The sequence below is a fragment of the Streptomyces lonarensis genome (assembly GCF_012033735.1).
Classification (GTDB): domain Bacteria; phylum Actinomycetota; class Actinomycetes; order Streptomycetales; family Streptomycetaceae; genus Streptomyces; species Streptomyces lonarensis.
Map to the genome: position 1 here is coordinate 38,784 of NZ_JAAVJD010000003.1, position 22,695 is coordinate 61,478.

Below are 22,695 nucleotides of genomic sequence, written 5' to 3' on the forward strand. Positions count from 1 at the left end.
CTCCGGTCAGAGCGAGGGCCGGGTCACCACCGCGGTGACGGGGATCTCGCCGGACTGCTGGAAGGTCAGCACGAAGTCGACGCGCTCCCCCTCGGCGAGCGGCCGGTCGACGGTGAGCATGACGTTGGGGGTGAAGGGGCTCATCTCCAGCGTCGAGTCGGCCGGGACGGCGATCTCCGGCACCATGATCATGCGCCCGGCGCCCTCGGTCAGCTCCCGGTCGCCGAACATCGCCTCGCCCCGGACGCTGCGCACGGCGACGATGCGGTCCTCCGAGCCGCCCGTGTTGGCGACGTCGAAGAAGGCCCCGGTCGTCTGCTGGGTGTCGAGGATCGGCAGGAAGACCCGGCCCTCGGCGACCCGGATGTCGGCGGGGCTGCCGGCCTGGCCCGTGGCGGTCCAGGCCGCCAGCCCGGCCAGGGTGAGGCCGCCCGCCAGCAGCGGGGCGAGGGCGGCACGGGCGGCGGTGAGCAGCCGGGGCCCCCGGGGTGCTCGGGCCGGTCCGGCCGGGTCGCCGGTGGGCGGTGCCTCGATGGGGGCGGTCACGAGACGCTCCTCGGGTCGGGGCGCCGGGCGCGGACGGGCGAAGGCTGCCAGGTCCGCAGGCGCAGGCTGTTCAGGACGACCACCAGGGAGCTCACCGACATCGCTGCGGCCGCGACCATGGGGTTGAGCCAGCCGGTGGCGGCGAGCGGCAGGGTCACGGCGTTGTACCCGAAGGCCCACGCCAGGTTGGTGCGGATGGTCGCGAGGGTCCGCCGGGCCAGCGCCGCCGCGTCCGCGAGGGCGGCGAGGTCGCCCCGGACGAGGGTCACGTCGGCGGCGCCGATGGCGGCGTCCGTCCCGCTGCCCATCGCGATGCCGAGGTCCGCCGAGGCGAGGGCGACGGTGTCGTTGACCCCGTCCCCCACCACCGCGACGCGTCGGCCCTCGGCCCGCAGCCGCGCCACCAGGCGGGCCTTGTCCTCCGGGGCGCAGCGGGCGTGGACCTCCTCGATCCGCAGCTCGGCGGCGACGGCCCGCGCCGGGCCCTGGCTGTCCCCCGTGGCGAGCACCGGCCGCATCCCGAGCCGGCGCAGCCGCTCGACCGACCGGTAGGCGCCGCCGCGCACCACGTCGCCCACGCCGATGACGGCGGTGGGGGCGCCGTCGATGGCGACGAGCACCGGGGTCAGCGCCTCGGCCTCGGCGCTGCGCACCGCTGCCCGCAGTTCGGCGGGGAGCGGCACGGCGTCGTCCACGGCGGTGACCGCCACCTGCCTGCCGTCGACGACGGCGGCGACACCGAGACCGGGGGTGGCGACGAAGCCGGTGGCGTCCGGCAGTTCACCGGCGACCCGCTCCGCGTGGTCGACCAGTGCGCGGCCCACGGGATGTTCGGAGGGCCGCTCGGCGCCGCCGACCAGCCGCAGTACCTCGGTCTCCCACGCCGCGCCGGCGGCCGTCGCGCAGCGTACGACGGTCATCCGCCCGGTGGTGAGGGTGCCGGTCTTGTCCAGGACGACCGTGTCGACCCGTCGCAGCGCCTCCAGCGCGCGCGGTCCCGAGACCAGCACGCCGAGCTGCGCGCCGCGGCCGGTGGCCGCCATCAGCGCGGTCGGGGTGGCGAGCCCCAGGGCGCAGGGGCAGGCGACCACCAGGACGGCGACCGCGGAGGTGAGAGCCGCCTGGGTGTCGGCACCGGCGCCGAGCCAGAAACCGAGCACGGTGACGGCGACGGCGAGGACGGCCGGGACGAAGCCGCCGGCGACGCGGTCGGCGACCCGCTGGGCGCGGGCCTTGCCCGCCTGGGCGTCGGCCACGAGTCGCGCGATGCGGGCCAGTTGGGTCTCGGCCCCGACCGCGGTGGCCCGTACGTGCAGCAGTCCGCCGCTGTTGACGGAGCCTCCCAGGACCGCGACGCCCGGGCCGGCCTCCACCGGTTTGCTCTCCCCGGTCATCAGGGAGACGTCGAGGGCGGAGGTGCCGCGTACCACGACGCCGTCACCGGCGACGCGTTCCCCGGGGCGGACCACGAACACGTCGTCGACCGCCAGCCGGTCGATGGGGACGGTGTGCTCCAGACCGGCGTCGTCCCGGACGGTGACCTCGCGCGGCGCCAGCGCGGCGAGCGCGCGCAGTGCGGCACCGGTGCCGTCCTTGGCGCGGCGTTCGAGGAACCGCCCCAGCAGCACGAACAGCGGCACCGCGGCGGCGGCCTCGAAGTAGATGTGGGCGACACCGTCGGAGGCGGAGGGCAGGAAGCTGAACGGCATCCTCATCCCGGGCTCGCCCGCCCCGCCCAGCAGCAGGGCGTACACCGACCAGAGGTAGGAGGCGCAGACGCCGAGGGAGACGAGGGTGTCCATGCCGGCGGTCGAGTGGCGCAGCCCGCGCAGCGCCGCCCGATGGAACGGCAGCGCGCTCCAGGCCACGACGGGTGTGGTGAGGACCAGGCAGACCCACTGCCAGTAGGTGAACTGCCAGGCGGGCACCATGGACAGCGCCATGACGGGGACGGTGAGCGCGGCGGTGGCGGCCAGCCGCAGGCCCTCCCGCGGGTCCGCGTCCCCGCGGTCGGCCGGCGGTTCCTCCGCCGCCGGGGCGGCGCCGTAGCCGGCGGCCTCGACCTGCTGCACGAGGACCGCGGGGGCGATGTCGGCGGGGTGGCTGACCCGGGCGATGCCGGTGGCCAGGTTGACGCCGGCCGTGACGCCGGGGAGGCGGGCGAGGCGCTTCTCGACGCGGTTGACGCACGCGGCACAGGTCATGCCGGTGATGGTCAGGTCGGTCGTGAGCCCGGGGGTGGTGGGTGCGCTCACCTGGCGCCCCCGTGGCCGTGACCGCCGTCCTCGACGGTGGCGGCCGGACCGGCGCCCGGGTGCATGCCCGGGGCGACGGGGCCGAGCAGCGCGCCGGTGGCGAGGGCAGTGGTGAAGAGGAGCGCGAGCAGCGCGGTGAACCCGAGGGCGGGCGAGCGCAGGACCGCGACGGCCGAGGGTGGGCGGGCGGACGACTGGTTCATGGACGGTTCTCCGGGCAGCGGTTCGGACGGCCGGCCGTGGCACGGCGGGGCCGGCCCGTCGGCGTGCGCCGCAGCGGGCCGGCACGTGCGGGCCGGTGCGTGATGGGTCGTCCGGCCGGCGGCCGTGGTTCCCGCCCCCTCTCACGGGTCTCGATCCGCTGTCAAGACCCTTGCGCCGTGCGCACGTCCGCGGGCGGCGGCGCGCCGCCTCGTCGTGGTCGGCTCGTCCTGTCCGGCTCAGAGGGCCGCGACGAACTCCCGGGCCCGTGCCGTGATGCTCTCCCAGTCACCCGCGGCGACCGCGGCCGGCGGCACGACGTCGGAGCCCGCGCAGACGGAGAGCGCGCCCGCCCGCAGGAACTCCGCCGCGTTGCCGGCGTTGACCCCGCCGGACGCGACCAGGGGGACCCCGGGGTACGGCCCCGCGAGGTCCCGGAAGTGGCGGGGGCCGAAGGCGTGGGCGGGGAAGATCTTCACCGCGGTGGCGCCGAGGTCCAGTGCCCGGCCGACCTCGGTGGGGGTGAGGGCGCCCATGACAACGGGCAGGGAGCGGTCGTGGGCGACCTCGGCAACCTCGGGGCGCAGACCGGGGGTGACCAGGTAGCGGGCTCCGGCGTCGGCTGCCGCCGCGGCCTGCTCGGCGGTGGTGACGGTGCCGGCACCGACCAGCACGCCGTCGCCGTGGTCGGTGGCCCGGCGCAGCAGGTCGTCCAGCCCGGGGGTGGTGAAGGTGAGTTCCACCCATCGGATGCCGCCCGCGCGCAGTGCTTCGCACAGCGCCACGGGGTCGGGGACGACGGGGGCGCGGACGACGGCGATCACGCGGTCGGCGGCGAGAGCGTCGAGGGTGGTCGCGGGGTCGGTGGCGTGGCTCACGGGGCGGTGCTCCAGGACGAGTCGGGTGCGAGGTGCGGGTCGAGTCGGTGGCGGGGCGGCATGCGGGGGACGTCGTCGGTGGTGGTCAGGGCGGCGCGCGCGGCGAGGTGGCCCAGCCGCAGTCGGGCGGACTCCGGTCGGTTCTCGAGCAGGCCCGCGAGGTACCCCGCGGCGAAGGCGTCGCCGGCGCCGACGGGTTCGACGACGTCGACCCGCGGTGCGGGGACGAACACGGTTCCCGCCTCGGGGGTGTACGAGGTGGCGCCGATGTCGGCGTCCTTGACCACCACGCGCGGCGCCGCTCCCAGGAGCGCGCGGATGTCGTCCGGCTGCTCGGTGCCCCAGAGCGCGGCCGCCTCGTCGCGGCCGACGAGGACGAGGTCCGCGGCGCGTGCGAGTTCCAGCAGCAGGTCGGCGGCCGGCTCGGGGGCGTCCCGCCAGAGCGCTGCGCGGTGGTTGACGTCGAAGGAGAGCAGCGGGCCGGGGACGGCCCGCTCGACCAGCAGCGAGCGGAGGAGGCGGCGGCAGCTGCCGGAGAGCGCGGCGGTGATGCCGGTGACGTGGACGACGCGGGCGGCCCGGAGGAGGTCGGGGGCCGGGGGCTCGGGACCCAGGGCGGAGGCGGCCGAACCGGCGCGGTAGTAGTGGGGCCGGGTGGCGCCGCCGACCGGTTCCTTGACGTACAGGCCGGTCGGTCGGGCCGGGTCGGTCTCCACCGCGTCCGTGGCGACGCCGAGGGCGGTGAGGTCGGCGAGGACACGCCGGCCGAAGGGGTCGTCACCGACGCGGCCGAGCCAGGCGGAGCGGTGGCCGAGTCCGGCGAGGGAGGCCGCCACGTTGGATTCAGCGCCGCCCGTGCGGAGGTTCAGCGTGCTGCTGGCGTGCAGCGGCTCGGGGCCGGGCGGGGTGAGGACGGCCATGGTCTCCCCCAGGCAGACCACGGCGGGCGGGGGCGGCGCTGCTGCCGCGGGGCTGGCGGGGTGCACACGGGCTCCAGGGGCGGGTGGGCGGTCCCCGGTGGGGGCTCTCGGCCTCCCGCCTGCCGCGGGAGCGGGCGGTGTCGGCCACCGGGTCCGGCGCGGTGGAGCGCCGGGCGTCGTTCGGATCGACGGGGAGAACCTACCCGCGCTGCCCTCCCGGCCGCCAGGAGCATCCGCGGCCGTGGGGATCGACGGGCCGTCCCGGGGTGCCGCGGCCGGCAGCCGGTCAGCCGTCCTCCCGGCGGTGGCGCGCGCGGTACCAGGCGACGGTGGCGGCGAGCCCTTCGTCGAATGCGTGGTGCGGACGGTAGCCGAGTTCGGTGGCGGCCTTGGTGGTGTCGACGCTGTAGCGCAGGTCGTGGCCCTTGCGGTCGGAAACGTGATCGACGCGGTCCCAACCGGCGTCGCACTCGGCGAGGATTCTCGCGGTCAGCTCGGTGTTGGTCAGTTCGGTGCCGCCCCCGATGTTGTAGGTCTCGCCCGGACGTCCGCGCCGCAGGACCAGGAGCAGCGCGCGGCAGTGGTCCTCGACGTGCAGCCAGTCGCGGCTGTTGCGTCCGTCGCCGTACAGCGGCACTCGGCCGCCGCTCAGCAGCAGGGTGGTGAAGCGGGGGACGACCTTCTCCGGGTGCTGGTGCGTCCCGTAGTTGTTGGAGCAGCGGGTGACGCGTACGTCGAGCCCGTGGGTGCGGTGGTGGGCGAGCGCGAGGAGGTCCGAGCCGGCCTTGGAGGCGCTGTACGGGGAGCTGGGGTCGAGCGGCGCCGTCTCGGAGGCGGACCCGTGCGGGATCGAGCCGTAGACCTCGTCGGTGGAGACGTGGACGAAGGTACCGGTGCCGTGGCGGACCGCGGCTTCGAGGAGGGTGTGGGTGCCCAGGACGTTGGTGGAGACGAAGTCGGTGCCGCCGGCGATGGAGCGGTCGACGTGGGTCTCGGCGGCGAGGTGGAGGACGGCGTGGTGTCCGGGGAGCAGCCGGTCGACGGTGGCCGCGTCGCGGATGTCGCCGTGCACGAAGGTGAGGCGGGGGTCGTGCGCCACGGTGGCGAGGTTGGCGCGGTCGCCCGCGTAGGTGAGGGCGTCGAGGACGGTGACGCCGGTCAGGTCGGTCGGTCCGTCGGCGCCGAGGAGAGTACGGACGAGGTGGGAGCCGATGAAGCCGGCACCGCCGGTCACGAGGATGCGCATGCGGTTCTCCGGGTCTCCGGGGCGGGCGGTCAGGAGGTGATCTGCACCCGGCTGTGGTCGCCGACGACCAGGCAGTGGGCGCGGGGCGCCTGGGGGGCGCCGGTGATGTGGGCGTCGCGTCCGATGAGGGAGCCCGCGATCCGTCCGGCGTGTTCGATGCGGGCGCGGCCGAGGACGATGGAGAACTCGACCTCGCTGCCGTCGATGACGCAGCCCTGGCCGACGGAAGTGGAGGGGCCGACGTAGGAGTCGGTGACGACGCTGCCGCCACCGATGACGGCGGGTCCGACGATGCGGGAGCGGACGACGGTGGCGCCCTCCTCGACCCGGACCGGGCCGACGAGCTGGCTGGCGGTGTCGACGCTGCCGAGTTGCGCGGGACGCAGCCCCTCCAGGGCGGAGCGGTTGGCCTCCAGCATGTCGGCTGCGCTGCCGGTGTCCTTCCAGTAGCCGGTGATCACCGTGGCGCTGACGACGCGCTCGTGCTCCACGAGCCACTGGATGGCGTCGGTGATCTCCAGTTCACCGCGGGCGGAGGGCCTGATGGCCTGCACCGCGTCGTGGACGGCCGGGGTGAACAGGTAGATGCCGACCAGGGCGAGGTCGCTGCGGGGGGCGCGGGGCTTCTCCTCCAGCCGCTCGATGTGTCCGTCGGGGTCGAGCTCCGCCACCCCGAAGGAGCTGGGGTCCGCGACCTTGGTGAGCAGGACCCGGGCGTCGGGTCGTTCGGCGCGGAAGTCGGCGACGAGTTCGGTGATGCCGCCGATGACGAAGTTGTCGCCGAGGTACATGACGAAGTCGTCGTCCGCGAGCCACTCCCGGGCGACGAGCACCGCGTGGGCGAGCCCGAGGGGCGCGCCCTGCGGGATGTAGGTGACGCGGGCGCCGAAGCGGGACCCGTCGCCGACCGCCGCCTCGACCTCGGCGGCGGAGTCCCCGGTGACGATGCCGATCTCGCTGACGCCCGCCTCGACCAGCGCCTCGATGCCGTAGAACAGCACCGGTTTGTTGGCGATGGGGACCAACTGCTTGGCGGAGGTGTGGGTCAGGGGACGCAGCCTGCTGCCGGTCCCTCCCGCCAGAACGAGTGCCTTCACCGTGTCACTTCCCCTGGGCGTAACGGAGACAGGCCAGCAGGGTACGGGCCTGGACGTTGAGGTACCCGCTGTGCCGGGTGAGGTCGGCGAGCCGGCCGACGGTGAGCCACCGGAAGCCCGGGGGCCCCGGTCGGGGGCGTCGGCCGCGGTCGCCTCGACGATCATGCACCGGCTCTCGGCGCGGAGGAACCGCCCGCCTCCTCGGAGTGGACGGCGCTGTACCGGATTCGTCCGGGGTCCGCCGCGAGCACGGTGTCGAGGAACAGGGGCCGGGCGTGGGGCAGTCCGGCGTAGTTCTGCGGGGTGCACTGCACGGTGGGCGCGATCTCCACCGAGTGGGTGAGCCCGCCCTCGGCACGGGCCTGCGCCAGGACGTGCGGGACGCCGCCGATCCGCCGGAGCAGGAACGCCGCGACGCCCTGCGCCACCGGTTCGAGGAGCGGCTGGGACCAGGTGCCGACTTCCCGGTTGCCGGCCCGTACCGAGACGCCCACGACTTGGAAGTACCGTCCCTCGTCGTGCTCGACGACGGTGGCGGTGCGGGTCCATCCCCGGACCTCGTCGAGTCCGACGGGTTCGGCGCTCAGCCCGCGGTCGGTGCGCCGGCAGCTGAGCCAGGAGCGCACGTCGGTGTCGGAGTGCAGCGCCCGCTCCCCCGTGTCGTCCGCGGGCAGGCAGGCGAGCACGGTCCGGGCGTCCATGGTGACCACGTTGTCGTGGCGCAGCAGTTCACCCAGCTGCCCCAGGGTCAGCCAGCGGAAGTCCTCGTGGTCGGGGACGGCGTCGCGGGTCTCGACGACCATGTTGCGGTTGTGCTTGTTCAGGAACCAGCTGCCGTGCTCGGACTGCAGGACGTCGGCGAGGACACGGCCGGGCACGGGCCGCGTGAAGTACTCCAGATGGCGGACGGGCGCCCCGCGGTGGGCTCCGGTGTAGTTGCTGTGGGTGGCCTGGACGGTCGGCGAGAGCTGCACCAGCCCGGGGTTGCCGGGCTCCATCTTGGCCTGCATCAGCACGTGCGGGACGCCGTCGAACTCCTTGAGGAGCAGGCCGAGGATGCCGGTCTCGTTCTGCCGGATGACGGGCTGGCTCCAGTGGGGGAAGGCGCCGCCTCCTCCGGTGACGCGCAGCCCCTGCACGGCGAAGAACCGTCCGGTGCGGTGGGCGAGGTCGCCGGTCACGGGGTGGAATCCCCAGCCGTCCAGCGCGGCGAACGGGACGCGCTCCACCCGGTGTCGTGCGCGCCGCGTCGCTCGGCCAGCCAGGCGTGCGCATCGTCTGCGGCCGGATGGGCGGTCTGCGACCGTGCGATGCGCCGCGCGGTGGAGCGGTCCACCCGCTCGGTCAGCATCACGCCGGTCCCACCACGGCGATCTGCTCCAGTAGGGACGAGAGCGGCGGGCGCCGGCATGGCCTCGATGCCGTCCCGCAGCGTGCCGGCGGCCTCGCGGTAGGAGGCGTCGGAGAGGAGGGTGGTGATCGCCTTCCGCAGGACCTGGGGGTCGTTCTGCTCCGGTGGCGGCTCGACGGTGATGCCGGCGCCGGTGGGGGGCAGCATGTCGCCGTAGGCGAAGGCGTCGTTCATCTGGGGCAGGACCAACTGGGGGACCCCGTGGCAGGCGGCGGTGGTGGTGCCGGTGCCGGAGCCGCCGTGGTGCACCACCGCCGCGCAGCCGCCGACGATCAGCTGGAGCGGGACGGGGTCGATCAGGTGGACGTTCTCCGGTACGGGGCCGAGTTCCTCGCGGAACCGCTCCGGGACGGTGGCCACCGCTTCGGTGCCGGCCATGTCCTCGAACGCCGTGAGGATGCCGCGCAGCAGCGGGACGCCGTTGAGCGCGAGGGTGTGGGTGCCGAGCGAGACGAGGACGCGCCGGTCGGTCTCCGCGTCCGGGCCGCCGCGCGCCGCGGTGCGCGCGAGTTCGGCCGGCAGTCCGTCCGGCAGCGGCCCGGGCCCGTTGTAGGGCACGTAGCGGACCGGGATGCCGGGGTCGCCTCGGGGACCTGGAGGCCGGGCGGGCTGGGGTCGATCACGGCGGCACCGTCGGGGAGGTCGGTGAGACCGAGGGGTTCGTACAGTGGTCGGAGCGCCTCGCGGGCGCCGGGGGCGAACCGGTGCGAGAGCGGATCGATGCCGTAGCGGTGGCGGACCACGGGGACGCCGAGGGCCGCCCCCACGGCGAGCGCGTTGTACTCCAGCGCGTCGCAGACGATCAGGTCGGGGCGGTGGTCGCGGACCAGCCGCAGGTAGCGTGGGAGGACGTCCTCACTGTGCCGCTGCCAGGGGGGTGGGAACCCGTCGATGGCGTCGACGGTCCAGCGGCCCATCCACTCGGCCGGGCGCAGCCCCGGGCGGAGGAACTCCTCCAGAGCGTCCTCGATCCCGGCGTGCTCGCCGACGCTCACCGCGTTGAGCCCGGCCCGCTCGACGGTGTCCAGCAGGTTGGGTTGCACGGCGACCAGCGGGTCGTGGCCGGCCGCGCGCAGCGCCCAGGCGAGCGGCACCATCGGCAGGAGGTGGGTGCTGGAGGGGTGGCGATCATCAGGACGCGCATGGGGGCGCCTCGGTGGCAGCGCGGCGGGTCGGACCGGACGGGTCGGGCGCGCGAGGTGTGGTGGGCGTCGGGTGGCGGCGGGGTGGACCGCCGCGGGCCGGGGCGGTGGTGGGACGCTCTCGGTGGCGGTGCACGGGGACGCCGAGGGGCGGACACGTCGGGGCCCGGCGGGCCGTGCCGTGCTCTCCGTGGGCCACGTGCTGGTGTCCTTTCGGCGGGCGCGCCCGGGGCGGACGGCCGGTCGGTGGGGACGGCCGGCCTGCGGTGGTGCGTGGCGCCGGGCCGGTCACGGCGGGTACTGTCCGGCCCGTCGACGGGGCGCGGGAGCGGGTCCCCCCGGCGTGGCACCCGGGTCCCGCGCAGGGGCGGGGAGCGACCGGTGGCCGGTCCACCGAGCCGTTCAATTGCACGGTGAACCGCACTGGGGAATCCACTAGAGTGCTGCCGCCCCGCCGGGCAGCCCGGTCGGATCGCGACGGAACAGCAGGTCGGAGGCGGTGCGCGCGGACGGCGCCACCGACGGCGGCCGGGCGGCTGAGGGTCGGGGCCGGCGGTGGCGTGCCGCCTCGTTCCGGGCGGACGGCACAGCGGACCGCGGCGCGAAAACGGGCGCCATTGCCACACATTCGGGCAGCCGATGCCCGGTTCGTCCTGCCCGGAGCAGTACCGCCGGAGCCCGGTCGACGGCCGGTGGCATGCCCCCGTGACGCCTGCGGGACTTCTGGCCGCCGCCACCGGAAAGCGACCAACTCACTCGAATCGGCCGTGTTCCGGTACGGATTTGCGGTTAACCGGAGCGGGCGGGGAAAAGCACGGCGGGTCGGCTTGCCATTGGCCACCGGGCCCCACACGCGAACACCCCGGCGACCCGCACAAGAGCAGTCAGGGCGGCCGCGGGCTCGGACAGCGGACGGGCACCGCGGGATCATCGGCGGCGGTCCCCAGCGGCGGGCATATATTCGTTCCGGCTATTCGCTCCTTCTCGGAAACGACGATGCCCCCGCACACACTCGTGTCGCCGCGCAGACCTCGGGGCGAGGCGGGCGACGGCGACACGGGCGTGGGGGGGGACGGGCGACGGACGCTGCTACGGGCGAGCGGGAGGAACGGGTGGCCGGACGGGCGGAACGGGGATCACTTGATGAAGTCGTCCACGACCCGGGGCGGCCAGGCTCCGACGTTCAGGACGCCCATGGAGTAGGCCCGGGAGACGAGGGCGGCGCGGTTGGGGACGCGCAGCTTCCGCAGCAGGCCGGTCACGTGGTACTCGACCCCTTGGCGGCTGAGGTAGAGGCGCGAGGCGAGCGGGATGGTGGACAGCCCGGAGGCGATGCCTTCCAGAATCCGCGCGTCGATCTCACTGAGCAGCTTCTTCTGACTGGTCAGCACGTTGGCGTTCTCGGTCGCCTCGTCGCCGGCCGAGTGCATCGAGACCACGATGGCGTCCGAGTCGGGGGTCCCTCCGCTCACGACGGAGGCGGTGAGGGTCCCCGTGAAGGGGGCGTCGTCGGCACCGACGGCCACCACGTGCGAGACGAACCGCTGCCGCTTGCCCTCGACGAGGCGGGAGAAGTGGCGGACCAGGGGCTGCCGGATGCTGGGGTGGACGAGGTCGGGGAAGCTCCTGCCGCAGACGTCCCCGCCGGCGGGGTCGGCGAAGCGACGGCAGAACTCCTGGCTTGCCTGGCGGACGGTCAGCTGCGGGTCGAGCGAGGCCATGAGCCCGGCGCGCGCGTCGGCGGGGACGGCCCGCGCCCGCGGCGCACGGGTGGGGGTTTCGGCGAGAGGAGCCACTGTCACGGTTCCACCATCCTTTCAGTGGGTGAAAACGGTGGTGCGCGAAGCCCAGAGAAAATGAAGAGAAATTGAATGAATCGAAAAGAAGCAAGAGTGAATTTCTCTGATAATGAGGCTAGTAAGAACGAGGTACACGGTCAACGGAGCAGAACTCCGGGACCGCTAACCCCGTGGTCGCCGTACCTCGGGGTTCGGTGGGCCGAACCCCGCACTTCGGTAGGGCAAACCCGGCACTACGGGCAACCCGGCGCTGTGGAACCGCGTTCGGACAGAAGATGTTTGAGGTTCGCGTGAGCCGTACCGCGGTGCCCGTACGGGCGTCGCGGCGCCCCTGGGCACGGTTCGGCCCCCCGAACGACACCCGCGGGGGGGGCCGGGAAGAGCGGCGGGAGCGGCGCTCAGCCGGGAAGCGCGTCGACCAGTTCCTGGCGTCCCGCGACGCCCAGCTTGCGGTAGACACTCGTCAGATGCTTCTCCACCGCACGCGAGCTGACGCCCAGTTCGGTCGCGATGTCGCGGTTGGTGAGCCCTCGACCGACCAACGACACCACCCGCCGCTCGCTCGGCGTCAGGGTGGTCGTGATCGGCACGGTGACGCTGTCGAGGCTGCGGCCGGCACTCTGCGCCAGCCACGGGACGCCGCAGTCCCGCGCCACCGCCGCGGACTCGCGCAGCGCTGCCTCCGCCTCGGGTCCGTTGCGCAGCCGCCGACCGAGCACCACCAGGGTCCGCGCCAGTTCCACGCGGTACGGGGAGGACCGCAGCACCTCGACCGCCTCGCGCAGCACCTCCACCCCTTCGCCGCGGAGCATCCAGCCCTTCATCCGCAGCACTCGGCCGAGATGGGTGGGCGCCCCCCAGGACCGGGCCCACCGCAGCTCGTCGTCGACCAGGGCGCGGGCCGCGTCGTACTCCCCCAGCCGCTGGTGGAGACCGATGGCGTGCAGCCGCCAGGGGAGCATCGAGGAGTTGCGCCACCCGGCGTTCTCCAGTTGGCGGCCGCAGGTCAGCAGAGTCTCCAGCCCCTTGCGGCGCGCGCCCGACTCGGCGTCGGCGGCCGCGCGGAGGATGCGCGTGGTGACGCCGAACAGCAGGCCCGCGTCGCGCCGTTCCTCCGTCTGGGCGAGCAGCCGGCGCGCGAGCGCGCGGTCCCGCAGCTCCATCGCGACCCACCCCAGGTGCATCACCGCCGCGTCGGACCAGGTGCGGGCGTCACCGGCGAGAGCACGTTCCACGTGCTCCCGGGCCTGGGCGGGACGACACGTCGCCATCATGACGAACGCGCGCTCACCCGAGAGCTCCACCTCGTCGGCCTCCGTCCCGGGGAGGCGGGGCCCTCGCTGCTCACCGGCGAGCCACGACTCCGCGCCGCCGACCGACTCGGCGGTGAAGAGCGCCGTCATGACGAGCGGCAGGGTGGTGCGCGAGTGGGCGGCGGTCGCGGGCTCGCGTTCGAGGATGCGGTTGGCCGTCGCGGCGATCTCCGCGGCGGGGACGGTGCCGCTGAGCGCGGCCGCGCACAGCAGGACCGCGACCAGCTCCCGCTCCGCGGCGCTGCCCACGGCCGGCGCGTCACCCAGCGACCGCAGCCGTGCCACCGAGGCGGCCAGCTCGTCGGGGTGCTCGTGGGCGCTGTGGCGCCGCCGGGCCTCCAACCGCAGCGTCAGCTCCGCGGTGACGGCATCGCGGTGGCCCGTCGCCGCGAGGTCGTCCGCCGCGCGCTCGACCAGCTCCACCGCCGACGGACTCGCGGCTCCCAGCAGCCGCGGCGGCACGCGCAGCGCCGCTGCGGCCCGGTCGCGCGGCGAGCGCAGCAGCGCCACCGCCTGGGCGACGTGCCGCTCGCAGGCGTCCCGGTCGGTGCCGCGTTCGGCCGCCGCGAGGTCCAACAGCACCTGGGCGCGGGTCTCGTCGTGGGAACGGCTGTGCAGCAGCGCGCGCCGCAGGTAGCGGGCGGCGTCGGTGAACCGGCGTTCCCGGAGGGCCTGGTCGGCGGCGGCGCGCAGGACCGCGACCGACCAGGGCCGGCCCGGGTGGACCACGGCCAGCAGATGGGCGGCCACCTCCTCGGCCGGTCGGCCGCAGCGGTACAGCAGGTCGGCGGCGGCGTCGTGCGACGCCTCGCGCTCGTCCCGGCTCAGGTAGGAGTCGATCGCGTGGCGCACGACGCCGTGGACCAGCCGCACCTCCCGGCCCGCGGTGAGGATGCCGGACTGCACGAGTGATCGGCGGGCGGCCGCGAACCCGACCTCGTCCACGCCGGCGAGGCGCGCGAGGAGTCCCGGGTCGCTTCCGTCGCCCAGAGCGGCCACCGCGGCGGCGACGTCACGCACCGCGCGGGGCTGTGCCTGCAGGTGGACGGCGACGCGGTCCCGGGCCGCCGGCGGGCAGACCTCCCGGACCGCACGCGCCGCGCGGGCGGCGGCGTCCCCGTCGGGCTCCTCGGGGAACGGCTCGGGCCGCAGCGCCTCGCTCACCGTCGTCGCCAGCAGCGCGTTGCCGCCGGTGGCCTCGTGCACGGCCCGGACGAGCGCCGGGTGGGGGGCCGCGCCGTCGTCCCCGGTGAGCAGCAGCCGGACGGTGCCCGGGGTCAGCGGCCCCGGGCGCACCACCTCGTCGGCCGCGGAGACCACCTCGCGCACCAGGGGGCACCGCGCGCGGTCGTCGCCGTCCGCGAAGGTGCACACCACCAGTACGGGGAGCCCGGACATCCGCCGGGTCAGGTGGCCGAGCCACCGCAGGGACAGGTCGTCCACCCAGTGGAGGTCGTCCACGAGGAGCAGGAGCGGGCTGCCGCCGGCGGCGGCGAGCAGCGCGTGCGTCGCCCGGAGGATCTCGGTGGTGACCCGGCCCGCCTCGCCGGGCCCGGGGCGTTCCTCGGCGTCGAGCAGGTCGTCGAGGCGTCGGGCGGCCGCCACGGCCGGCCCGTCCACGGGGCCCGTCAGGAACTGGTCGACGAACTGGCGTGCCACGCCGAAGGGGAACCCGCGTTCCGCGCGCGACGCGTTGAGCCGCACCACGCGGCTCCCTGCGGGCGCGAGTGCGGGCAGGTGGCGCAGCAGCGCCGTGCGCCCGCAGCCGAGAGGGCCCGCCAGGAGCAGCACCCGGGGGTTCCGTGCCGTCGCGGCGAACGCGGCCTCGACCCGGGCGAGAGCGACGTCCCGGTCATGAAGCATCGGCGACCGGACCTCCCCGGAAGGCGGGCAGCCGGTGGAGTTCCTTCCGGCCGTCGATCCCGAGCTTCCGATAGGCGTTGGAGAGACGCAGTTCGACGGTGCGCCGGCTGACGGCGAGCCGTTCGGCGATCTGGCGGTTGCCGCTGCCGCGTGCGGCCAGCCACAGCGTGTCGCGCTCCGCTTCGGTGAGGTCGTCCCACCCCGCGTCCTCCGCGCCGCCCGCCGGCGGCGCGGCCGCTGCGCCGCGCACCGTCACCGCGGCGGTCCTGCCGGGGGCGCGGGGCACCGCCAGCGGGGTCAACCGCCTCGCGGTCTCGGCGAGTCTGCCGCCGGGGCCTGCGCTGGTGACGAGAGCCACCAGATGGAGTGAGCGGGCCGCGGCCGACGCGTCGCCTGCGGCGGCCTCCGCCCGTGCCCTGCGGACCAGGCTCCAGCCGTAGGACAGCCGGGCGGGCGAGTGCCGCAGGAGCGCGGTGGCCTCCCGCAGCCGGAGCAGGGCGTCGGCCGGTGCCTCCCGGGGGTCCCGTGCGGCCCACATCCGGGCGGTGCCGCGGCCGGAGGCGGTGCCCCAGCGGTCGGCCAGGGCGATCTCCTGCTCCCGCAGCCGCCGGGCCTCGTCGAGGTCCCCGAGCGCGGCGGCGGCCTCCGCGGCGACGGCACGCCACGCCACGCCGGCGGGGTTGACCCACTGCCGGCGCAGCAGCAGCCGGCCGCTCTCGCGTGCGAGCCGCAGCGCCCCCTGCATGTCTCCGTCCTCGGCGGCGACGCGGGCGCGGGCGCACAGCAGGGAGGACCACCACACGCCGTCCTCGCCGCCCGGGGGAACGGTGGTGTCGGCGTACCGGCGGGCCCGGTCCGGCCTGCCGGTCTCGAGGTGCAGCAGGATGCGGGTGGCCAGCAGGTCGGGCAGGGCCATCGGGTGCCAGTGCGCGGCGGGCAGCGCCCGTTCCGCGCCGTCGAGGTCGCGCTCCGCGTCCGTCAGCCGCGCCGCCCGCAGGTGCAGGTTGGCCCGGACGGTGAGGACGCGGGCGGCGATGCTGCGCAGGTTGCCCCGCCGCGCGTCGGCGAGCAGGGCGTCCAGTGCGTCGACCGCGTCGAGTTGGTCGTCGGTGGCGACCAGCGCGCCGCAGGCGGCGAGGCGCGGCATCAGCAGCGTGTCGGGGCCGGTCCGGGAGAGCGCGCGCCGTGCCAGCCTGCGCGTGGTGGCCGCGTCGTGGCCTCGGGTGGCGAGCTGCCAGGCCCGGGTGGCGGCCTGGGCCGCGTGGCCGGGGTGGGCCGGCAGCGGCGGCACGGCCGGGACGGTGGGCTCCCGGTCCTCGCGCACCGAGGCGGCGAGCCAGAACAGCGAGACGAGATCGGCCCGTTCGGCGGGCCCGCAGAAGGGCAGTGCCTCGGCGACGGTGCGCCGCACCCAGTCGCTGTTGCCCCGGGCGAAGCCCAGGTCGACGGCGCGCGCCCGCAGTCCGGCGGTGGGCGCGGGCATCGGGCCGGGCTGCGGGCCGCCGGGCCGCTCCCCCACCGGTTCCTGGGGCTCCGGCGTGGCGCCGCGGACCAGTTCCTCCAGCCGCCGCTCGCCGGCCTCGGGCACCGCCAGGGCCTCCACCGCGGCCAGTTCCAGCGTCAGCGCACCGTGCACCGCGGCCTCCAGCGGCTCCTGCAGCGCCCGGCCGAGGAGGGAGCAGGCCCGGTCGTGGTCCTCGCGGCGCAGCGCGGCGGTGCTGCCGCGCCGCAGCAGCGGAACGACCCAGGGCGCGCCCAACGGCGGCGACCGCAGCAGCAGATGGGCGATGTCCTCGTCATCGACCCCGGCGGCGTGCGCCGACGCGGCGGCGCGCGCGTGCAGGTCGGCCCGCCGGTCGGCCGGCATGTCCTCGATGATCCGCGCCTTGGAGGCGGGGAAGCGGATGTGCACCTTGTCGCCGACCGGCAGGGTGAGGCCGACGCCGTCGAGGAGTGCGCGCAGCCGCTCCTCGGGCATGCCGCCGCCCGCCAGCGAGCGGGCGCGGGTGAGGTCCAGCAGATCTCCGCAGACCGCCAGCGCGCGCAGCACCGCGGTGACCTCGTCGGGCAGGCCGTCGAGCGCGCCGACGGTGTGTTCGCCGACCACCTCGGCGGCCACGGCGTGCAGCACGGGCAGTTCGGACGCGACCGGGCGGTGCCCTCGGGAGGTGAACTCCCGCAGCACGTCGCGGAGGACGGCGGGGTTGCCGGCGGTCGCCGCGGTGAGGGCGACGACGAACTCCGGGTCGCCGGAACGGCCGCAGGCGTCGCGCACCGCCGTGGCCACCCCGCGGTCGGAGAGGGCGGGGACCACCGCGCGCCGCACCAGGACGCCGTGGCGCGGTGCGGTGTCCCGGTCCCAGCCCGAGCCGGGTGCGGTGACGTGCCCGGTGCCGGCGCTCACGAGCACCGCCAGCGGTGTGCGGGGCCTCAGCCGGTGCAGCAGCGCGCGGAGCCAGTCGCGGGAGGCGTCGTCCAGCCACTGCACGTCCTCGACGACGAGCAGCGCGGGGCGGCGGCGCACCGCGTGCATCAGGCGCGACAGCCCGGGCAGTCCGCGCTGGTCCGCCACCCGGGCCGGCGCGTCGAGCGCTGCTGCCACCGAGGCGTCGCCGGGCCCGAGCAGTTGCTGCACCACGCCGTAGCGGAGGTCGCCCTCCGCGGGGCTCGCCCGGCCGTGCAGCACCTCGATCCCGGCGGCGGCCGCCCTGCAGGCGGCACGGCGCAGCAGCGCGTTCTGGGCGTGCCCGGGGCGTCCCCCGAGGGTGAGCACGGAGGCCGCTCCAGCGGCGAGCCGCTCGTGCACCTCGTCGATGTGGCGCTGCGCCAGGCGGTACTCCCCCGGCGTCGCAGGCTCGCCGTGGGCGCCGGGCGGGCAGCCGGGCGTGCAGGACCCCGGAACGTCGGGCTTCGTGCTGCTGGTCACCGCTGCCTCTCATCCGTCCGTGTCGGCGTGGACCGTCGTTCGGGGTGTACGGGGGGCGAGCAGCCGGCCGCCGGGCGCGGTGACGGCCCGCAGGCCGTCGGCGAGTTCGGCGCGACCGGCGATGCCGAGCTTGCGGTAGACGCTGGTGAGGTGGGTCTCGACGGTACGGACCGTGACGAACAGCGTCTCCGCGATGGCGCGGTTGCTGGCTCCGCCGGCCGCGAGGTCGGCGACGGTGCGTTCGGTCGCGGTGAGCAGGTCGAGCGGCGAGGCGGTGGGCCTGCGGACCCGCCCGCCGGCGCTGACGAGGAGGGTGCGGGCGGTGGCGCCCAGCGCGGTGGCGCCGCAGCGCTGGGCGAGGTCGATCGCGGCGCGCAGGTGCTCGCGTGCGGCTCGGGGTTTTCCCTCGCGCAACTGTGCCTGGCCCAGCAGGTGGTGGGCGCGGGCCTCGGCGGCGCGGGCCGGCGAGGCGGCGAGCAGTTCGGTGGCGGCCGCCAGGTGGGCGGTGCCCGCGGGTCCGGTGGTCGCCACTCCGAGCGCGAGCCGGGCCAGCCCGCGGGCGCGGGTGGTGCCCCAGCGCTCGGCCTGCTCGCGGCCGAGTTCGGCCAGGCGTCGGGCCTCCTCGTGGCGGTCCAGGGTGGCGAGGAGCACGGCCGCGTCGACCCACCAGGGCAGGTGGGCGGAGTTGCGCACGTCCAGCTCCGTCATGGACCGGCCGCAGTGGAGGAAGAGCTCCAGCGCGCCGGTCAGGTCGCCCCGGGCGGCGCGGACCCGGGCGCGGGCGACGAGGTGCCAGTGGTACTCGACGACGCTGCGGCCGAGTTCGTCGTGGTCCACGCCGTCCAGCAGCGCCTGGGCGCGGTCCTGCTCGCCGCGTTCGACCAGGACCGTCGCCAGTGCCACGCGGGGCAGGATCGTTGCGGAGCCCCATCCCTGCCCGCTGATGGTCTCCACCGCGGCGGCGGCGTCGGCGAGGGCGTCCGGGTAGGCGCCGACGCCGTGGTTCAGGAGCGAACGGATCGACAGTGCCCGTGCCCGGCCGGCGAGTGTGGCGTGGTCCTGCCCGTACTGGACGAGGCGGTCCAACGCGCAGCGGGCGTCCTCGACCTCGTCGGTGAGGGTGAGGCCGAAGGCGGCTGCCAGGAGCGACCAGCTCTCGGTGGCGGTCGCCGCCGACCGCAGCGCGCGCCGGGCGTGGGTGCTGACGGCCGCCGCTTCGGTGCCGCCCAACGCGGTGAGCAGGCTGACCGTGGCGAGGGTCTGCCGCTGCGCCGGGGTGTCGCCCGGCGGGGGCGTCAGCCGTTCCGCGCGGCTGCGGGCGGCGGCGAGCGCCGTTCGGTCGCAGGTGCCCACGAGCAGCAGCGTCGACTCGGCCAGGTGGCGGAGTTCCTGCTCCGCGGGGCCGCTGCCGTTCGCCGGGGCGGAGTCGAGCTCGGCGAGCACCTCGTCGAGGACGCGCAGGCCGTCGGCCGTGCGGTGCGCGGCGATGGAGACGCGGCCGTACAGCACCGCGACACGCGCCCGTTCGCCGGAGTCCACCGCCAGCGGGAGGGCGTCCGCGAGGAGCCGCAGGGACTGGGGCGGGTCCGTCTCGGCGAGGAGGCGGGCGAGTTCGAGGCGCACGGCGACGCTCTCCGGTTCCAGCTCCAGGACGCGGCGCAGGCAGCGGCGGGCGCGGTCGGGCGCCGCGCGCCGTTCGGCGTGAGCGGCGGCGTCCCGCAGCACACCCGCCATCCACGGCTGGTCGAGGACGGGCAACTGCAGCAGCTGGCAGGCGAGTTCCTCGGAGGACCGTCCCGCGTCGCTCAGCAGGAGCGCGGCGTCGGTCCGCAGCCGGGCGGCGGTGGCTCCGTCGAGCCCCGCGAGGACGGAGGCGCGCACCATGTCGTGGGCGAAGTCGTCCCGGTCGGCGGCGATCACACCGGCCCGCCGCAGCACCCGCAGTCCTTCCCGGACGGTGGCGGCGGGCACTCCCGCGAGGGCCGCCAGCAGTTCCGCGGGTTCCTCTCCGAGGACGGCCACCGCACGGGCGACGTCCCCCACCCAGGGCGGGCGGTGCTCCAGGACCTCGCGCACCGAGCGGGCGAGGACGTGGCGGCCCATGTCGGCGGCGCTGCGTTCGCCCGCCTCGTCTGGTCGGACGCCGTGCGCGCGCAGTTGGCCGAGCAGGCGGGTGAGTGTGCGGGGGTTGCCGCCGGACACGGCGTGGACGCGGTCGACGAACGTGTCCTTGCCGACCTGTCCGAACGCGTCGCGCACGAGGTCGGCCGCCTCCTCCCGATCGAGAGGGGCGAGGCTGATCGGCAGCGGTCGGCGCTGGGTGGTGATGTCGGCGAGGACGGCGGGGGCGGCGGGTTCCGCCTCGGACCGGCAGGCGAGCACGACGAGGACGGGGAGGTGGTCGGCGCGCCGCAGGAGGAAGTCGATCCAGGTGAGCGAGAGCGGGTCGCAGCGGTGCACGTCGTCGAGGAGCAGGATCAGCGGCCGGTCCCACGCCAGGGCGGCCGCGTGGCGGTACAGGTCGCGCAGGACGGACTGGACCGCGGCGCCGTCGGGGGCGCCGGACCCCCTGCCCGGCTTCGTGGGTCGCCCGGCCAGGGCGTCGGCGGCGGGGCCGGGCGGGGGTGCTGCTCCGGTGCCCCCGGGCTCCGCGGGGCGCTCCGCGAACAACGCGCGTAGACCGCTGTAGTCCCCGGGCCCGTCGCACGCGCCGTACAGCACCGTCGCGCGGCGGCAGCTGTCGCTCGCACGGAAGCGGCGCAGCAACTCGGTCTTGCCGGAGCCCGCCCGACCGTAGAGGGTCACGAGTCGGGCGCCACCGCTGCGGGCGTCCACGGCCCGGGCGGCGAGGGTGGAGAGGGCCCGGTCGCGGTCGGACGGCGCAGCCGACGGGCCGCGGGTGACGAGACGGTTCCGCATCGCGCGCTCCCTCCGTCTCGTCCCCAACAACATGCCTGCACCGTGCCGTTGTCCCCGGCGGCACGCGCTGCCGCGCGGCAGCAACCCGCGATGTGGCGGCCGACACATTCCCGGCGGCCCGGCGGGGCGAGCAGGTCACCGGTGGCAGCACCCGTCCCGCCGCGGCGCGGCCGAGCGCGCCGTCCGGGGCCGCCTGCCCCGCCCGGCGGCGGGGTCGGCGGGTTCCACCGCGGACCGGCGGTCGGCCCGTGGGCCGCCGTGGCGGGACGGCCGGCCGCGCACGGCGGGGTTCAGCCGGCGGCGGTCAGCCGCTCGCGCAGCAGGGCGATGATGGCCGGCCCCTGCGCGCTGAGGAAGAAGTGCCCGCCGGGGAAGACCCTCAGGTCGAACGGGCCGCCGGCGTGACCGCGCCACGCCTCCGCCTCCTCCAGCGAGGTCTTGGGGTCGCTGTCGCCGGTGAGGACGGTCAGCGGGGCACGGACGGTGGCCTCGGGCGGACACCGGTAGGTCTCGATGGCGCGGTAGTCGCTGCGGATGGCGGGGAGGACGACCCGCATGACCTCCTCGTCACCCAGGAGCGAGGCGTCGGTGCCGGCGAGTGCCTTCAGCTCCTCGATGATGCCGTCGTCGTCGCGGCGGTGCACCGTCTCGGGCCGGGTGGACGAGGGTGCGCGGCGTCCGGACGCGAAGAGGTGCGACACCTCGCCGCCGTCCCGTTCGATACGGCGAGCCACCTCGAACGCGAGGGTGGCGCCCATGCTGTGGCCGAAGAGGACGGTGCGCCGGGGGCGCTCCAGCAGCGGCCGGAGCGCCTCGTGTATCCGGTCGGCGAGCGCCTGGATGTCGCCGATCCCCGGCTCCTTGCGGCGGTCCTGGCGTCCCGGGTACTGCACCGCGAACACTTCGGCGTCCGGCGAGAGCTGGGCGGAGACCGGAAAGTAGAAGGAGGCCGAACCTCCGGCGTGCGGGAAGCAGACGAGCTGGGCGTCGCTCTCGGGAGCCGGGTGGAAGCACCGGGCCCACAGGCTTTCCTCGGTGGACGTCGTCATGTGGGGCTCCTCCTGGTGACAGACCGTACGGACTGTCGATTATTCAGCATGCGCTTCCGCACTCATAGCGTGGCGGCATGAAAGAGAGTCAGCGTCCCCTCGGGTCCGGTTTCACCGCGGTTTCCACGGCCGACGGGGTCATCGCGGGGGTCGACCTGCGTGGCAGGAACGTCGTCATCACGGGAGGCCACGCCGGGATCGGCCTCGAAGTTACCCGTGCCCTGGCCCGTTCCGGTGCGTCGCTGACCACGGTCTCGCGCGATCCCGACCGCGCCGAGCAGGCACTGGCGGGGGTCACGAAGGTGGAGGCCGACCGGCCGGACCTGCTCGACCCGGCCCTGCTCGACACCTTCGCCGCACGGTGGCTCGCGACCGGCCGTCCCCTGCACCTCCTGATCAACAACGCCGGTCTCCAGCACCCCGGGAACGGACCGTGGACGCCCGCGGGTACGAGGTGCAGTTCGCGGCCCATCACCTCGGCCACTTCCAGCTGACCACAAGGCTGCTGCCCGCCCTGCGCACCGCCGGCGGCGCACGCGTCGTCAACGTCACCTCCGGCGCCTGGCGACTCGGTGATGTCCGCTGGGACGACCCGCACTTCGCCGCCGGCTACGATCCCCTGGTGGCCTGTGCCCAGTCCAAGACGGCGAACGTGCTCTTCACCGTCGAGCTGGACCGTCGCTGCGCCGAGGACGGCGTCCGCTCCTACGCGGCCCATCCGGGCATCGTCGTCGGCACCGGCCTCAACGGCGCCGCGGGCGAGGAAGCGCTGCGGGCCATGGGGCTGATCGACGAATGGGGCCGGCCGATCATCGACCCCGACCGTGACCGGAAGACCCCGGCGCAAGGGGCTGCCACCATCGTGTTCGCGGCGGTCAGCCCCCTCCTCGCCGACATCGGCGGTGCGTACCTGAGGAACAGCGACATCTCGGAACTCGACGACGAGCCGGCGCCCTTCGATCCGGAACACCCCAACTCCGCTGTCCCCTCGCATTCCATCGATCGCGACTCCGCGCGCCGGCTGTGGAAGCTGAGCGAGGAACTGATCAAGGCGTGACCGACCGTCGCGCCCTGGAGCTCCCCCCTGGTTCCACGGACCTGGTCGATGCGATGCCTTCCTCGGAGTTGCA

At 75.5% G+C, this 22,695-nt stretch carries 17 protein-coding genes and 1 pseudogene; 2 read left to right on the top strand and 16 right to left on the bottom strand.

Features of this window, described 5'->3' with window-relative positions:
* Positions 1–6: 6 nt before the first annotated feature.
* From HCN56_RS27115 to HCN56_RS01090, 16 genes and pseudogenes are all read right to left on the bottom strand, one after another.
* Positions 7–546: a copper chaperone PCu(A)C gene (locus HCN56_RS27115; protein ID WP_167967494.1), complete on the bottom strand. Its 540-nt coding sequence runs from the start codon at positions 544–546 to the stop codon at positions 7–9.
* On the bottom strand, positions 543–2,750 hold the full coding sequence (locus tag HCN56_RS01030; protein ID WP_167967512.1) for a heavy metal translocating P-type ATPase: 2,208 nt from the start codon (positions 2,748–2,750) through the stop codon (positions 543–545). The genes HCN56_RS27115 and HCN56_RS01030 overlap by 4 nt, the downstream gene beginning before the upstream one ends.
* 47 nt (positions 2,751–2,797) lie before the next feature.
* Entirely contained in the window at positions 2,798–3,004 is a 207-nt protein-coding gene (locus HCN56_RS01035) for a hypothetical protein (RefSeq protein ID WP_167967459.1), read from the bottom strand.
* Positions 3,005–3,241: 237 nt separating this feature from the next.
* The gene (locus HCN56_RS01040; protein ID WP_167967495.1) at positions 3,242–3,880 is read right to left on the bottom strand and encodes a bifunctional 4-hydroxy-2-oxoglutarate aldolase/2-dehydro-3-deoxy-phosphogluconate aldolase; all 639 of its coding nucleotides are present in this window, start codon (positions 3,878–3,880) and stop codon (positions 3,242–3,244) included.
* Complete coding sequence (locus HCN56_RS01045) at positions 3,877–4,866, bottom strand: sugar kinase (protein WP_312870981.1); 990 nt, start codon at positions 4,864–4,866, stop codon at positions 3,877–3,879. The genes HCN56_RS01040 and HCN56_RS01045 overlap by 4 nt, the downstream gene beginning before the upstream one ends.
* A gap of 220 nt (positions 4,867–5,086) precedes the next feature.
* On the bottom strand, positions 5,087–6,046 hold the full coding sequence (gene rfbB, locus HCN56_RS01050; protein WP_167967496.1) for a dTDP-glucose 4,6-dehydratase: 960 nt from the start codon (positions 6,044–6,046) through the stop codon (positions 5,087–5,089).
* A gap of 29 nt (positions 6,047–6,075) precedes the next feature.
* Complete coding sequence (locus tag HCN56_RS01055; protein WP_167967497.1) at positions 6,076–7,143, bottom strand: glucose-1-phosphate thymidylyltransferase; 1,068 nt, start codon at positions 7,141–7,143, stop codon at positions 6,076–6,078.
* A gap of 4 nt (positions 7,144–7,147) precedes the next feature.
* Positions 7,148–7,312 (bottom strand): NDP-hexose 2,3-dehydratase family protein, encoded by a 165-nt coding sequence (locus tag HCN56_RS27120; protein WP_312870982.1) that lies wholly within the window; start codon positions 7,310–7,312, stop codon positions 7,148–7,150.
* The gene (locus tag HCN56_RS01060; protein WP_312870983.1) at positions 7,305–8,372 is read right to left on the bottom strand and encodes an NDP-hexose 2,3-dehydratase family protein; all 1,068 of its coding nucleotides are present in this window, start codon (positions 8,370–8,372) and stop codon (positions 7,305–7,307) included. The genes HCN56_RS27120 and HCN56_RS01060 overlap by 8 nt, the downstream gene beginning before the upstream one ends.
* Positions 8,321–9,112: a glycosyltransferase gene (locus tag HCN56_RS27125; protein ID WP_312870984.1), complete on the bottom strand. Its 792-nt coding sequence runs from the start codon at positions 9,110–9,112 to the stop codon at positions 8,321–8,323. Before HCN56_RS27125 ends, HCN56_RS01060 begins: the two co-directional genes overlap by 52 nt.
* Before the next feature lie 41 nt (positions 9,113–9,153).
* Positions 9,154–9,651: pseudogene (locus tag HCN56_RS27360) on the bottom strand (glycosyltransferase family protein); the annotation flags it as partial.
* 1,181 nt (positions 9,652–10,832) lie between these two features.
* Positions 10,833–11,498: a LuxR C-terminal-related transcriptional regulator gene (locus HCN56_RS01070; RefSeq protein ID WP_312870985.1), complete on the bottom strand. Its 666-nt coding sequence runs from the start codon at positions 11,496–11,498 to the stop codon at positions 10,833–10,835.
* Between the two features lie 395 nt (positions 11,499–11,893).
* Positions 11,894–14,671, bottom strand: a complete 2,778-nt coding sequence (locus tag HCN56_RS01075) for a helix-turn-helix transcriptional regulator (protein WP_167967498.1) — start codon at positions 14,669–14,671, stop codon at positions 11,894–11,896.
* Positions 14,661–17,597, bottom strand: a complete 2,937-nt coding sequence (locus tag HCN56_RS27130) for a helix-turn-helix transcriptional regulator (RefSeq protein WP_167967499.1) — start codon at positions 17,595–17,597, stop codon at positions 14,661–14,663. The genes HCN56_RS01075 and HCN56_RS27130 overlap by 11 nt, the downstream gene beginning before the upstream one ends.
* A 9-nt stretch (positions 17,598–17,606) precedes the next feature.
* Positions 17,607–20,516: a helix-turn-helix transcriptional regulator gene (locus tag HCN56_RS01085; protein WP_167967500.1), complete on the bottom strand. Its 2,910-nt coding sequence runs from the start codon at positions 20,514–20,516 to the stop codon at positions 17,607–17,609.
* 290 nt (positions 20,517–20,806) lie between these two features.
* Positions 20,807–21,565 (bottom strand): thioesterase II family protein, encoded by a 759-nt coding sequence (locus tag HCN56_RS01090; protein ID WP_280923207.1) that lies wholly within the window; start codon positions 21,563–21,565, stop codon positions 20,807–20,809.
* A 77-nt stretch (positions 21,566–21,642) separates the two neighbouring features.
* Here HCN56_RS01090 and HCN56_RS27135 point away from each other — a divergent pair, with 77 nt between their 5' ends.
* Together HCN56_RS27135 and HCN56_RS27140 are read left to right on the top strand one after the other, a co-directional pair.
* Complete coding sequence (locus HCN56_RS27135; protein WP_312870986.1) at positions 21,643–22,059, top strand: SDR family NAD(P)-dependent oxidoreductase; 417 nt, start codon at positions 21,643–21,645, stop codon at positions 22,057–22,059.
* On the top strand, positions 21,999–22,622 hold the full coding sequence (locus HCN56_RS27140; protein ID WP_312870987.1) for an SDR family NAD(P)-dependent oxidoreductase: 624 nt from the start codon (positions 21,999–22,001) through the stop codon (positions 22,620–22,622). The genes HCN56_RS27135 and HCN56_RS27140 overlap by 61 nt, the downstream gene beginning before the upstream one ends.
* Positions 22,623–22,695 lie beyond the last annotated feature (73 nt).